Raw genomic sequence first — 13,636 nt, 5'->3', positions numbered from 1 at the left:
AATTATACGGACTTTATCAACTTCAAATGAAAATAGACTAATTTTATATTAATATACGATATTTATTAAAAATATTTCGATGATAAAAAAAATAAATTCAAAAAAAAGCTCATTTAATTGTATATTTACATTCTCTTTACATTCAGATGTTAATTTATAAAATGTAAGATGAAATTATTTAAAGGAGGACTATTTCAATGGAAACACTAAATGAAAAAGAATTAAAAGATATCAATGGTGGTCGTGAAACTGGTTGTTCTGGTAATTTTGAAGAAGATGGAATAATGTGCAATATAGGACAAGGTATTGGTAATTTAGTTAATAAATTCACAGAAAAATAATTTAAAGGAGGACTATTCCATGAAAACACTAAATGAAAAAGAATTAAAAGATATCAATGGTGGTAAAGGGATTGTTGGTGAAATCACTGGCGAAATCACTGATATTGGTAATGCCATTTCAAATGGTTGGCATGATTTAAAAGAGGGTTATGGTACTCGAAGATAGGACTCATTATTTAAACTAAAAAGGCTCTTCGTCAAATCGGACAGATGAGTCCTAATATTGAGATTAAGCAACTTTAGGTTGTTTAATCTCTTTTTGTTTTTGAGGCAAATAGTCGCGAAGTTATAATAATTCGGTTGCGCAAATTATTATAGTTTCTATAACCAAAAGATACCCTTTTAATGAGTTTGATTTTATTATTAATTCCTTCTAACGGACCGTTGGTCAGGTTAGAATATGTCATGGTATTTTCAATGAAAGTTATTAATCGTCTTAAAGTTCTAATGACTGGGCGTAATTTCGGACACACATCTGAAAGATGAATAGAAAAAAGTTTATGATTAAATTTCTCTATTTGCTTCTCTTTTAATAACCGTCTTAGCTCATGAACGTAGTGATATGTATTAAATAATTCTACATCTACACCTAATAAGTAATTTATAATGCCTTTTTCGGTTTTCCACTCTTTAAATAAATGGACTTCACGATAATTAAATGCCTCTAGCGTTTCAAAAGGTTTAAGAAATAGTTTCTAATAACTTTTATATTTATTATAAAGCAGTCTATTAGAGGTTCTATAACAATTCATTATATAAACTCTAGACATATTTAACGTTCGATTTAAAGATTGAACAATATGAAAACGATCAATAATAATCTTCGCATTAGGAAATAATTGTTTGATTAGTGACATATATGGTTTATACATATCAATCGTTACCGTTTTGACTTTTTGACTTAGTTTCAAAGAATAGCGATAAAAATGATCTTTTAGTGATTTTAACTTACGATCCGCTACTACATCTACGATGCGGTGCGATACAGCATTTGCATAAATAGTGTAGGTTGATAAGTGAGCTTGGCATAGTAAAACAAGCTCATTCGTCCTTTATGTTTTTTCTCAGTCACTTCATCTGAAAAATATAGGTTTTTATCTTTAATTTTTTAATGTATTTAAAATAGACTTATAGACGCATTTCCTTTCTTTTTTATTTTGTTTGGTAGCTAATAATTATAGAGGTAATTGCGCCATTTTTGTATTCAAAACATAAAAATTGGACTGATGACTAAATTCATCAGTCCAATTTATTATGGCGCCTAATTAAATTGATATTATGGCTTAAGCCCAACCACGATAGCGTGCTGCTTCAGCAGTACGTTTAATACCGACAATATAAGCCGCAAGTCTCATATCGATTTTTCTATTCTGAGCTAATTCATAAATCGTATCAAAAGCATCTACTAATTTCTCACGTAATTTATCGTTTACTTCTTCTTCAGACCAATAATAACCTTGGTTATTTTGTACCCATTCGAAGTAAGATACTGTTACACCACCAGCACTTGCTAATACGTCTGGTACTAATAACACACCGCGTTCAGTTAAAATGCGCGTTGCTTCAGGTGTCGTAGGTCCATTTGCAGCTTCAACAACAATATCCGCTTTAATATCATGCGCGTTATCTTCAGTAATTTGGTTAGAAATAGCAGCTGGTACTAAGATGTCACAGTCTAATTCGAATAATTCTTTATTAGAAATAGTATTATCGAATAAGTTTGTAACTGTACCGAAGCTATCACGACGGTCTAATAAATAGTCGATATCTAAACCTTCAGGATCATGTAATGCACCATAAGCATCAGAGATACCTACAACTTTCGCACCCATGTCATATAAGAATTTAGCTAAGAAACTACCTGCGTTACCAAATCCTTGAATAACTACGCGAGAACCTTTAATTTCTTTACCACGACGTTTAGCTGCTTGTTCAATTGCGATAACTACACCTAATGCAGTAGAACGGTCGCGTCCTTGTGAACCACCTAAGACAATAGGTTTACCTGTGATGAAACCTGGTGAGTTAAATTTATCTAATGCACTGTATTCATCCATCATCCAAGCCATTATTTGAGAGTTCGTAAATACGTCTGGTGCTGGAATATCTTTAGTAGGACCAACGAATTGAGAAATTGCACGTACATATCCACGTGATAAACGTTCAACTTCATGAATACTCATTTGACGTGGGTCACATACGATACCACCTTTACCACCACCATATGGTAGGTTGACGATACCGCATTTTAAAGTCATCCACATAGATAATGCTTTAACTTCTTCTTCATCAACTTCAGGGTGGAAACGTACCCCACCTTTAGTTGGACCGACAGCATCGTTGTGTTGTGCACGATAACCTGTAAATGTCTTAACCGTACCGTCATCCATGCGTACTGGGATACGAACTTGTAAGAATCTCAATGGTTCTTTGATTAAATCATACATACCATCGTCAAATCCCAATTTGTGTAAAGCTTCTTTAATGATACTTTGTGTAGAAGTCACTAAATTATTATTCTCAGTCATGATCACTTTCGCCTCTTTTTAACAAATGATTTCGCTTTCATACATATTGTAACACATGTCTTTGCTTTTTAAAGGGTTTTCAAAATGAATGTTACAACTTTTTGAACTTAGTTAAATACGCTTCTAATTCTGTCTAATGCATCGTCTAATTCTTCCTTAGAAATAACTAAAGGAGGTGCAAAACGAATCACCGTATCATGTGTTTCTTTACATAATAGGCCTTTTTCTTTTAATGCCTCACAGAATGGTCTAGCACTTTCATGTAATTCAACTCCAATAAAGAGGCCACGACCACGTACTTCTTTAATAGCTGGGTGATTAATTTTTTGTAATTCAGATTTAAAGTATTCCCCTAATTCATTTGAACGACCAGGTAAATCTTCATCTAAAATAACATCTAATGCAGCAATTGAAACCGCACAAGCTAATGGATTACCACCAAACGTAGAACCGTGTGAGCCAGGTGTAAAGACGTCTAATACTTCATTGTCAGCTAACACTACTGAAATTGGTAATACACCACCGCCAAGTGCTTTACCTAAAATATAAACATCTGGTTTAACATTATCCCAATCAGTCGCAAATAGTTTACCAGAACGTCCTAAACCAGCTTGGATTTCATCGGCAATAAATAGAATGTTATGTTCGTCACATAATTCTCTGATAGCTTTCAAATAACCTTCAGGTGGAATATTAATACCCGCTTCACCTTGAATTGGTTCGACTAAAATAGCAGCTGTATTTTCATTAATTGCTTCTTTTAATTTATCAACGTCACCGAAATCCACCTTACGGAAACCATCTAATAACGGACCATATCCACGTTGGTATTCAGCTTCTGATGATAAAGACACAGGTGCCATCGTACGACCGTGGAAGTTACCGTTGAACGCAATAATTTCAGCTTTATCTGGTTCAAGACCTTTAACATCATATGCCCAACGACGTGCAGCTTTTAATGCAGTTTCAACTGCTTCTGCGCCCGTATTCATTGGTAATGCTTTATCTTTGCCAGCTAACTTACATACTTTTTCATACCATTCACCTAAATTATCACTGTGAAACGCTCGAGAAACTAAAGTAACTTTATCAGCTTGATCTTTAAGCGCTTGAATAATTTTAGGATGACGGTGACCTTGGTTTACAGCTGAATAAGCTGAAAGCATATCCATGTATTTATTACCTTCTGGATCAGTTACCCATATACCTTCCGCCTCTGCTACAACGATTGGTAGAGGTACATAGTTTTGTGCTCCATAGTGGTTTGTTAATTCAATAATTTGTTCTGACTTAGTCATAATATCTCCCCTTTGCTTAATTTATATTAAAACTAATGGCCATACGTTTGCGGCTTTCGATGCTATATACATTGAGGATATGTGCAAAATTAATAAGAGCATGAAATGACTAAATATTACATCATATATGCCCTTTAAATCTAAATGAAAGCCCTTACAGATATAATGACATATCTCCCAATAAATTTACAAGCAAAATATTAAAAATTTTCCGATAAATAAAATACTTCAATATTTGTCATATTAAAAAAACAGGTTAAAGCAAATGTCATTGCCATAACCTGTTTCAGCTTGTCATATCATTAAATTGAATAACGACACATGACTTAACATATCATGCACGCGCACCATTACAATATAATGCTAAGTCAACATTTCTTTATAAAGACGAACCAATCGTTCATACTTATTTATCTTTACGAGGTAAAGGATAAAAGCCTTCGTTAAATTGATTCCATAAATTAGGTGTTAATCCATGTTTATCTTCGCGATTTGGGTCAAATTCTGATAAAACTTGATCTTCTTTACCTTCTTGAATTTTGCTGATGAAATTATAATCTAATAGTATTTCACGACCTAGCGCTACAAGTTCAACTTCTGTTGACTCAATCGCATCTAATGCATCATCAGCTGTAAATACTGAACCTACACCAATGACAGGCATACGACCATTAACCCATTGATGGATTAATTTCAATCGTTCTTGTCCAGCATACTTACCTTCTCTTGTTTTTGAATGAATATCGCCTAAAGAAATATGAACATAATCAATGGATTTTTCAGTAATTGTATGGATTAGTTGTTCTGTAATTTCCATAGTAATACCTGGTGATTCTGCTTCTTCAGGAGAAAGGCGATAACCGACGATGAAATCATCACTTGCATATTGTTCCTTGGCATTTAATACCTCATCTATAACAGCAGTTGGAAATTTCATGTGGTCAGACCATTCATCATTTCTTCTATTATAATATGGAGACACAAATTGATGGATTAAATAGTGATTGGCACCGTGAATCTCTACACCGTCAAAGCCAGCTTCAATGACACGTCGTGTAGCTTCACCAAAATCTTTGATAGTTTGTTCAATTTCTTCTGGTGTGATTTCTCTAGCGGCATGTTCTTCTGTTTGTCCGAAGCTTTTTAATGTGACTGGACTTGGCGCAACCACATCTCCATTTGGTGTTAAATTAGGTAAAGCTTGGGCACCGCCATGGTGGATTTGAACTAATGCTTTAGCGCCATTTTTCTTCATTGCGTGCGCTAAACGTTTGAGTCCTTCTATATCTGAATCACGTGCAACAGAAGGTTGTCCCGGAAAAGCTTTACCGATATCGTTAACATTACTTGCAGCATTGATTGCTAAACCTACATCTTTAGAACGCTTTTCAATATATGGTATTTCAACATCTGAAATCGTACCGTCATCATTAGATGAAATATGCGTCAATGGTGCTAAAACAAAGCGATTTCTTAATTCAATCCCGTTAGGTAATGTGACTGTTTCAAATAATTTTTCGTATTTATTATTCATAAGTAAGTCCTTTCCATTTTTATTATGACTAGACTATAGCACGAAGAAATCATCTTCCACCAATATTTTGCTTGCATGTGCATGCATACATATACATAGCACCTTACTTAGAAACGAGTTATCACACTTATAAACGAAGATACTAAAAAAGCTAGCGTTATATGTAACATATAACGTTAGCTGAGCGTGTTAACAGTCAATCAATTATTACGAATCGCACGTTTAGACTGTTTAATCCAGACCGGTAGGCGTTCTTCAAGCGTTTGAAACCCATACTTTTCTGTTTCTTTAATTTCATCTAATACTGACTGCTTTTCTTTTTTTCGTTCATAATTCTTAAAGTAATCATTATCTTTAAGAGACAAATTGAGTTTTCCTTCATCATCAATTGATAAAATTTTTGCTTTAACGATTTGTCCTTCTGATAGAAATTTTTTTAAATTGTGGACATAATCATCCATAATTTCTGAAATATGGATAAGTCCTTCAGTATGGTCAGGGGTCTCAACAAAAGCGCCATACGGTTGAATGCCAGTCACACGCACTTTAATATGCTGACCTGCTTTATAGTGATTATTCAACTTGATAACCCCTTACTTCGATTTACTTAACATAATTATAATAGCATAAATCACAAACTTGGACTAACTATAAACCAATAAAAATCCACATTTTTTCAATAATATTATACGCCTACTGACGATTAGGACTTAAACGTTCGCATTTAAATGCGTCCTATGACTATGCTAACTTTTGCTGCGACGTTGACATTAGATTCAAATACGCATCTCATAAAAAAGCGAATCGACATCAACCGCCGACTCGCTAGACAGAACTTTTATTGTATAGCCACTGATTATTTATCTTCTACATCAATAGATTCAATGACTACATCATGTACAGGTTTATCTTGTGCCCCTACTTTCGTATTTGCAATATCTTCTAATGTTGCTTCACCTTCGATAAGTTGACCAAATACTGTGTGTTTTTGGTCTAACCAAGGTGTCCCACCATTCTCAGCATAAGCTTTAGCAATTGGTTCAGGCCAACCACCATCTACTAATTGATTCACCATAGATTCAGGTACTTCTTTCATTTGTACGACAAAGAATTGTGAACCATTTGTGTTTGGTCCTGCATTTGCCATTGAAAGTGCACCGTATAAGTTGAAAGCTTCTAATGAGAACTCATCCTCGAATGAGCCACCATAAATACTTTCACCACCCATACCAGTCGCTGTTGGGTCGCCCCCTTGGATCATAAAGTCATTAATGACACGGTGGAAAGTAATACCATTGTAGTAACCATTTTTCGCATGTGTCACAAAATTTTCAACTGTTTTCGGTGCGATATCTGGGAACAGTTTAAATGTCATATCGCCTTTATTTGTATGCATAACTACTTTAATTTCATTATCTTGTATTTCTTTGTTTAGTTGTGGATAGTTAGTCATTTCAATTCTCCATTCATGTTATGATGATATAGATACATCTTAACACATTTGAAAGGAAGTAATATAGCATGTTATATCGATTCTCACATAAGACGGGTGCTTATGGTGTCACAATTAAAGAAGAGAATGATGATCAAGTTCTCGTCCAAGTCGAACAAGTGATTAAACATCCAAAACAAGGTGACTTACATAACCCAGGTCAAACGGAAGGTGTCTTTTTCCATGAAAGACGTGCTTTAAGTCATTATGAGAAACGTTATGCAACACGTTCGCAATTACGTGAATTTAATGTAGAAGCAATGCCTTATGAAGCGTCATTGCAACAAGCCATTACAAAAATGGAAAATGATTTAAAACAACAGGATACAGAATTTTCAAAATTAGCATTAACTAATCTTGAAAATCTAAAAAATGACTACTCAATTCAATATAAACAAAAATTTTTATAGGAAATTTGAACGTGTTTCTTCTTATTTAACAAGTTCCGAAAAATCGCTACCCGTAAGCGTTATCGTCGTTTTTCAGAACAATATGATTCATGTATAATATATTTCATAAATATTTTTTAAGGAGGATAACATAGTGAGTTTGTTACATATTGCGGTCATACTACCGTTAATATTTGCACTCCTTATTCCAATTCTTTATCGATTCTTTAAGAAGATTCATTTAGGTTGGTTTGTATTACCTATTCCTGTTGTCTTATTTATTTATTTCTTATCTCATATTGCGACTACTCAGTCAGGTAATACAGTAATAAAAACATTAAACTGGATGCCTCATATAGGTATGAATTTTGATTTATACCTTGATGGCTTAAGTATTTTATTTAGTTTACTTATCACAGGTATCGGCTCATTAGTCGTCTTATACTCTGTCGGCTATTTAAGTAAGTCTGAACAACTTGGTAACTTTTATTGTTATTTATTACTTTTTATGGGTGCAATGTTAGGCGTTGTCCTTTCAGACAATTTAATCATTTTATATTTATTTTGGGAATTAACGTCTTTTTCAAGTTTTTTACTTATTTCATTCTGGAGAGAAAAACGCGCATCGATTTATGGTGCACAGAAATCTTTAATCATTACAGTGTTTGGTGGTTTAAGTTTATTAGGGGGATTCATTTTAATTTCTCTAGCTGGCGATTCACTTAGCTTACATGAACTCATTGCTAATGCTTCAGTGATTCAACATAGTCCTTTATTCACATTAGCAATGGTACTCATTATGTTAGGTGCATTCACAAAATCAGCGCAAGTACCGTTTTATATTTGGTTACCAGACGCAATGGAAGCACCTACCCCAGTGAGTGCATACCTACACTCAGCTACGATGGTTAAGGCTGGCTTGTATCTAGTAGCGCGTGTCACACCACTCTTTGCAATTTCTCAAGGGTGGATTTGGACCATTACATTAGTCGGTTTAATCACACTATTCTGGGCATCTTTAAATGCAACAAAACAACAAGATTTAAAAGGTATCCTTGCCTTTTCAACTGTGTCTCAACTTGGCATGATTATGTCAATGTTAGGTATTGGTGCCGTAAGTTATCACTTCGAGGGAAGTCAGAGTCAATTGTATATCGCTGGCTTTACTGCAGCAGTATTCCACTTAGTCAATCATGCTACTTTTAAAGGTGCGCTATTTATGATTACAGGTGCTGTTGATCATGTTACAGGTACAAGAGATGTTAAAAAACTTGGTGGCTTACTAACGATTATGCCTATCTCATTTACCATAACTGTTATTACAGCTTTGAGTATGGCTGGTATTCCACCATTCAATGGCTTCCTTTCTAAAGAGAAATTCCTTGAAGCCATGATTGAGATTTCTCATGCTAATCTGTTTAGCTTAAATACGTTAGGTATTATTTTCCCTATTTTAGCTATAGTGGGAAGTATTTTCACTTTCGTTTATTCAATCAAATTTATTACGTATATTTTCTTTGGTAAACATCAGCCGAATGCCTTACCAAAAAAAGCACACGAAGCTTCAATGCTAATGTTACTATCTCCAATCATTTTAGCTGTGCTCGTTATTGTCTTTGGCTTGTTCCCTGGATTAATAACACAATCTATTGTTGAGCCAGCTACAACTGCAATCAGTGGCATGCAGAATGTGAATGCAGAATTCCATTTATTCCATGGTATTACACCTGCATTTATTTCAACATTAATAATTTGGGTAATCGGTATTCTATTATTACTCACATTTAGTTATTGGATTCGATTATTGCACGCACAACCAACACGTCTTACATTGAATCATTGGTACGATTCAACTGGAAAATATTTACCTAATTATTCAGCGAACATGACGAATAGTTATGTAAATGGTTATGTTAGAGATAGTTTAGTCATAATATTCGGCATGCTTATCGTCGTTACGATTGTGACATTATTAAACGTTCCATTTGATTTTAATTTTAAAGATATTAATAACATTCATATTTATGAAATTGCGATTTTAATATTATTAGTCATCGCAGCATTTATGGTTGTCATAGCGAAATCTCGTTTATTTAGCGTTATTATGCTCGGTGTCGTCGGTTATTCAGTATCCGTGCTATTTGTATTTTTCAAAGCACCAGACCTTGCATTAACACAATTCGTAGTAGAATCTATTTCAACAGCACTATTCTTGTTATGTTTCTATCATTTACCGAATTTAAATCGCTATAATGAAACGCGATCATTTAAATTAACGAATGCACTTATCTCTATAGGTGTAGGTCTAGTAGTTATCATCTTAGGCTTAATTGCATATGGCAACAGACATTTTACGTCTATCGGAGAATACTATAAAGCACATGTTTACGATTTAGCTCATGGTAAGAATATGGTAAATGTCATCCTTGTTGACTTCCGTGGTATGGATACATTATTCGAATCATCTGTATTAGGTATTGCCGGTTTAGGTGTATATACAATGATTAAATTGCGTCGTAAACATCAATCAAGTGAGGTGAAACGTGATGAACAGACAGAACAATAATTTAATGTTTCAATATGCTGCTGTTATTATCGCTTTTCTAATCGCCTTATTTGGTGTCACATTATTCTTCGCAGGACATTACACACCAGGTGGCGGTTTCGTAGGTGGCTTACTATTATCATGTGCACTAACAATCATTGCAATTGCATTTGATATTAAGACGATGCAAAAAGTATTTCCATGGGATTTTAAAATTCTAATTGGTATTGGCTTATTATTTTGTGTTGGCACACCATTAGCGAGTTGGTTCTATGGTCAAAACTTTTTCACGCACACAGAATTTAATATACCGTTGCCCCTACTTCAACCTGTGCATATGAACACGCCTATGTTCTTTGATTTTGGCGTGCTATGTGCAGTAGTTGGAACGATCATGACAATTATTATAACGATTGGAGAGAGCGAATAGTGGAAATAATCATGATATTTGTATGTGGCATCCTCACTTCAATTAGTGTCTATCTCGTTTTATCTAAAAGTTTGATACGTATTGTTATGGGGACAACATTAATTACACATGCATCCAATTTATTTTTAATTACAATGGGTGGATTAAAACATGGCGAAATGCCCATCTATGAAAAGGCGATTAGTCAATATGTTGATCCTATCCCCCATGCATTAATACTTACGGCAATCGTTATCGCGTTTGCGACAACTGCCTTTTTCTTAGTGTTAGCATTTAGAACATATAAAGAGTTAGGTACAGACAACGTAGAAAGAATGAAAGGAGTGTTAGATGATGATTGAAAATAATTTAGTCGTCCTTTCATTAGTCGTACCTATTTTTACAGCAATTATATTGGTCTTTTTAGGACAACGTTATCGTGCAAAACGATATGTCACGATAATCGGTTTGTTGCTTACATTAATCGTTGCGATTATAAATTTATATAATGTTTATGTTCACGGACCACTAAAAGTAGAATTAGGTTCTTGGCCTGCACCTTATGGCATTATCTTTTTACTAGATAGTTTCAGTGCAATGTTAATTGTGACTAGTATTATTATAACTATTTTAATTACTGCCTTTTCGTTTACAACTGCAGGCATCGATAGAGAACGTTATTACTTCCATTTCTCTATCACATTTATGTTAGTCGGTATTATCGGCGCATTTACAACTGGTGACATTTTTAACTTATTTGTATTCTTTGAAGTTTTCTTAATGTCATCATACGCACTACTCGTACTTGGTGGTACGCGAATCCAATTGCGTGAAACAGTTAAATATTTATTGGTCAATATTGTTACTTCAACATTCTTTGTGATGGCGGTTGCGATTTTATATTCTATCGTTGGTACGTTAAATATGGCGGATATTAGTGAGAAGTTATTTACATTATCTAATACTCACGGTGGGCTCTTAAGTATTGTCTTTATTTTATTTATTTTCGTATTTGCAACTAAAGCTGGTGCCTTCCCTATGTATGTATGGTTGCCAGGTTCATACTATGCGCCACCATTTGCAATTATTGCATTTTTCGGTGCTTTATTAACAAAAGTTGGTGTATATGCGATTTTAAGAACATTGAGCTTGTTCTTCCACGATACAATGAGTTTTTCACATTATACGATTTTATTCTTAGCCTTATTAACGATCATATTTGGTTCGGTAGGTGCCATCGCCTATGATGACACTAAAAAGATTATTATTTATAACATCATGATTGCTGTAGGCGTTATCTTAGTTGGTGTAGCTATGATGAATGAAGCGGGTATTATAGGTGCTATTTACTATACAATCCATGATATGTTAGTTAAAACTGCCCTATTCTTACTTATCGGTGTAATGTATCAAATTACGAAATCAACCAGTCTTAAAGACTTTGGTGGTCTTATCAAACACTATCCGGTGCTTGGATGGACTTTCTTCATCGCAGCACTAAGTTTAGCTGGTATACCGCCATTAAGTGGTTTTTATGGTAAATATTACATCGTACAAGCAACCTTTGAAAAAGGCTTTTATGTCAGTGGCCTTATTGTATTACTTTCAAGTTTAGTAGTACTCTATTCTGTTATTCACATTTTCTTGAAAGGCTTTTTCGGAGAACCAAAAGGATATGAAGTTACGCAAAACGTTAATGTTAAACAAGCAACTACAATTTCTATTATAGCTGTCATCATTACCGTTGTATTTGGATTATCTGCTGATCTATTATATCCATTAATATCTGAGGCGGCTCAATCATTTTATGATCCTAGCGTCTATATCAAGAGTGTCTTAGGAGGTAGATCATAATGGCGATTCAAATTATTTTAAACTTCATCTTAGCTTTTATTTGGATTTTCCTAAGTGGTTGCTATACATTAAATAACCTCTTACTCGGATTCATACTAGGACTAGGATTGGTATATTTATTTAGTAGAATATTACCAGGAAGATTTTATTTAATTAAAGTTTATAAGATTTTAAAATTGGCAGTTGTATTTTTCGTAGAATTATTAAAAGCCAATATTGATGTATTAAAGATTGTTCTACAACCTAAACTTAAAAATGAACCAGGTTTCTTTGTATATCACACTGATTTAAAAACAGATTGGCAAATCGTATTATTATCTAATCTAATTACTTTGACACCAGGAACAGTCGTATTAGGTATTAGCGATGATAGAAGAAAAATATACATTCACTCTATAGATTTCAGTACAAAAGAAGAAGAAATTGAAGGTATAAAATCTTCATTAGAGAAAGTAGTTAGAGAGGTGGGCGAAGACTAATGGTAAAAATCATTATGATGATTGCTTTAATTATTGTTGCCCTATCAATGTTAGCGATGTTTACACGTATTATCAAAGGTCCTACATTAGCTGATAGAATTTTAGCACTTGATGCAATTGGTTTACAATTAATGGCATGTATTGCGCTATATAGTATTTTTATGGGGGCGGAATATCTACTCGTTGCCATTTTGTTAATTGGTATCTTGGCCTTTCTAGGTACAGCGGTCTTCTCAAAATATATGGATAAAGGTAAGGTGATTGAACGTGATAACGAACATCGTCACTAGTTTGGCAGTTATCTTTGTTATTTTAGGAGCAATTATTAGTGCTGTTACAGCTATAGGCATTATAAGATTGAAAGATATTTATTCACGAGGCCATGCTGCTGGTAAATCAGCAACTTTAGGTGCTATTTTCCTTCTGTTTGGTACATTCTTATACTTTATTGCTACTGACGGATATATTAATATGCAATTGATTTTTGGTATTCTTTTTATCCTTGTAACTGGCCCACTCTCAAGTCACTTAATTATGAGAGCAGCCTATAATAATAAAACACCTTACACTAAAGATACAAAAATTGATGAACTTAAAAATGAATTTAAAAATAAAAAGATATAACTCAAGGTCCTAACAAAACAAAGGCTTGGTTTACTTCTAATCATAAACGCGGGTACGAGATAGAATTCAAAGTGATTGCTATCTTGTACTCGCTTTTTATTGTCTAATTAAACTAGATATGCTATCATAAATCGTAATTATTA

Annotated in this window: 15 protein-coding genes and 1 pseudogene; 10 read left to right on the top strand and 6 right to left on the bottom strand. The window is 33.9% G+C overall.

The window, feature by feature from the left end; translation table 11 throughout:
* Positions 1–197 precede the first annotated feature (197 nt).
* Entirely contained in the window at positions 198–341 is a 144-nt protein-coding gene (locus tag KA878_RS02810) for a bacteriocin (protein ID WP_193839577.1), read from the top strand.
* 19 nt (positions 342–360) lie between these two features.
* Entirely contained in the window at positions 361–507 is a 147-nt protein-coding gene (locus KA878_RS02805; protein ID WP_070855109.1) for a bacteriocin, read from the top strand.
* A 63-nt stretch (positions 508–570) separates the two neighbouring features.
* On the opposite strand, the pseudogene KA878_RS02800 reads toward KA878_RS02805, so the two are convergent.
* The 6 genes and pseudogenes from KA878_RS02800 to KA878_RS02775 form a co-directional block, all read right to left on the bottom strand.
* A pseudogene (locus tag KA878_RS02800) lies at positions 571–1,465 on the bottom strand (ISL3 family transposase).
* Positions 1,466–1,624: 159 nt separating this feature from the next.
* Positions 1,625–2,869, bottom strand: coding sequence for a Glu/Leu/Phe/Val family dehydrogenase (locus tag KA878_RS02795; RefSeq protein ID WP_053029774.1), 1,245 nt, complete (start codon positions 2,867–2,869; stop codon positions 1,625–1,627).
* A gap of 107 nt (positions 2,870–2,976) precedes the next feature.
* Complete coding sequence (locus tag KA878_RS02790; RefSeq protein WP_075108690.1) at positions 2,977–4,167, bottom strand: ornithine--oxo-acid transaminase; 1,191 nt, start codon at positions 4,165–4,167, stop codon at positions 2,977–2,979.
* 406 nt (positions 4,168–4,573) lie between these two features.
* Positions 4,574–5,701 (bottom strand): NADH-dependent flavin oxidoreductase, encoded by a 1,128-nt coding sequence (locus KA878_RS02785; protein ID WP_193839578.1) that lies wholly within the window; start codon positions 5,699–5,701, stop codon positions 4,574–4,576.
* A gap of 200 nt (positions 5,702–5,901) precedes the next feature.
* Entirely contained in the window at positions 5,902–6,282 is a 381-nt protein-coding gene (ygs, locus tag KA878_RS02780; protein ID WP_053029779.1) for a S1 domain-containing post-transcriptional regulator Ygs, read from the bottom strand.
* Positions 6,283–6,557: 275 nt separating this feature from the next.
* Positions 6,558–7,154, bottom strand: a complete 597-nt coding sequence (locus tag KA878_RS02775; RefSeq protein WP_053029781.1) for a peptidylprolyl isomerase — start codon at positions 7,152–7,154, stop codon at positions 6,558–6,560.
* Positions 7,155–7,222: 68 nt separating this feature from the next.
* On the opposite strand from KA878_RS02775, the gene KA878_RS02770 reads away from it, so the two are divergent.
* The 8 genes from KA878_RS02770 to KA878_RS02735 all read left to right on the top strand — a co-directional run bounded on the left by KA878_RS02770 (position 7,223) and on the right by KA878_RS02735 (position 13,493).
* Positions 7,223–7,603, top strand: a complete 381-nt coding sequence (locus KA878_RS02770; RefSeq protein ID WP_075108687.1) for a kinase-associated lipoprotein B — start codon at positions 7,223–7,225, stop codon at positions 7,601–7,603.
* Positions 7,604–7,736: 133 nt separating this feature from the next.
* Positions 7,737–10,148 (top strand): Na+/H+ antiporter subunit A, encoded by a 2,412-nt coding sequence (locus KA878_RS02765; protein WP_075108686.1) that lies wholly within the window; start codon positions 7,737–7,739, stop codon positions 10,146–10,148.
* Positions 10,129–10,557, top strand: coding sequence for a Na(+)/H(+) antiporter subunit B (locus KA878_RS02760; protein WP_053029785.1), 429 nt, complete (start codon positions 10,129–10,131; stop codon positions 10,555–10,557). Before KA878_RS02765 ends, KA878_RS02760 begins: the two co-directional genes overlap by 20 nt.
* Positions 10,557–10,898: a Na+/H+ antiporter Mnh1 subunit C gene (mnhC1, locus tag KA878_RS02755; protein ID WP_053029787.1), complete on the top strand. Its 342-nt coding sequence runs from the start codon at positions 10,557–10,559 to the stop codon at positions 10,896–10,898. The genes KA878_RS02760 and mnhC1 overlap by 1 nt, the downstream gene beginning before the upstream one ends.
* Positions 10,891–12,390 carry a Na+/H+ antiporter subunit D gene (locus KA878_RS02750; RefSeq protein WP_193839579.1) on the top strand — a complete coding sequence of 500 codons (1,500 nt, stop codon included), beginning with the start codon at positions 10,891–10,893 and terminating at the stop codon, positions 12,388–12,390. The genes mnhC1 and KA878_RS02750 overlap by 8 nt, the downstream gene beginning before the upstream one ends.
* The gene (locus tag KA878_RS02745) at positions 12,390–12,869 is read left to right on the top strand and encodes a Na+/H+ antiporter subunit E (protein WP_193839580.1); all 480 of its coding nucleotides are present in this window, start codon (positions 12,390–12,392) and stop codon (positions 12,867–12,869) included. Before KA878_RS02750 ends, KA878_RS02745 begins: the two co-directional genes overlap by 1 nt.
* On the top strand, positions 12,869–13,159 hold the full coding sequence (locus tag KA878_RS02740) for a Na(+)/H(+) antiporter subunit F1 (RefSeq protein WP_070855116.1): 291 nt from the start codon (positions 12,869–12,871) through the stop codon (positions 13,157–13,159). Before KA878_RS02745 ends, KA878_RS02740 begins: the two co-directional genes overlap by 1 nt.
* A complete protein-coding gene (locus KA878_RS02735; RefSeq protein ID WP_070855117.1) occupies positions 13,137–13,493 on the top strand; it encodes a Na+/H+ antiporter subunit G1 in 357 nt (118 codons plus the stop codon). The genes KA878_RS02740 and KA878_RS02735 overlap by 23 nt, the downstream gene beginning before the upstream one ends.
* Positions 13,494–13,636: the final 143 nt, after the last annotated feature.

This window comes from Staphylococcus sp. GDY8P57P (assembly GCF_017892585.1).
GTDB lineage: Bacteria > Bacillota > Bacilli > Staphylococcales > Staphylococcaceae > Staphylococcus > Staphylococcus borealis.
The sequence above is the reverse complement of the archived record's forward strand: the minus strand, read 5'-3'. Positions and strand labels throughout refer to the sequence as shown.

Coding starts and splice junctions, on each gene's coding strand:
- KA878_RS02810 (WP_193839577.1), top strand. CDS start 198: ATGGAAACACTAAATGAAAAAGAATTAAAAGATATCAATGGTGGTCGT.
- KA878_RS02750 (WP_193839579.1), top strand. CDS start 10,891: ATGATTGAAAATAATTTAGTCGTCCTTTCATTAGTCGTACCTATTTTT.
- KA878_RS02790 (WP_075108690.1), bottom strand. CDS start 4,167: ATGACTAAGTCAGAACAAATTATTGAATTAACAAACCACTATGGAGCA.
- KA878_RS02760 (WP_053029785.1), top strand. CDS start 10,129: ATGAACAGACAGAACAATAATTTAATGTTTCAATATGCTGCTGTTATT.
- KA878_RS02795 (WP_053029774.1), bottom strand. CDS start 2,869: ATGACTGAGAATAATAATTTAGTGACTTCTACACAAAGTATCATTAAA.
- KA878_RS02805 (WP_070855109.1), top strand. CDS start 361: ATGAAAACACTAAATGAAAAAGAATTAAAAGATATCAATGGTGGTAAA.
- KA878_RS02740 (WP_070855116.1), top strand. CDS start 12,869: ATGGTAAAAATCATTATGATGATTGCTTTAATTATTGTTGCCCTATCA.
- KA878_RS02770 (WP_075108687.1), top strand. CDS start 7,223: ATGTTATATCGATTCTCACATAAGACGGGTGCTTATGGTGTCACAATT.
- KA878_RS02745 (WP_193839580.1), top strand. CDS start 12,390: ATGGCGATTCAAATTATTTTAAACTTCATCTTAGCTTTTATTTGGATT.
- KA878_RS02785 (WP_193839578.1), bottom strand. CDS start 5,701: ATGAATAATAAATACGAAAAATTATTTGAAACAGTCACATTACCTAAC.
- KA878_RS02775 (WP_053029781.1), bottom strand. CDS start 7,154: ATGACTAACTATCCACAACTAAACAAAGAAATACAAGATAATGAAATT.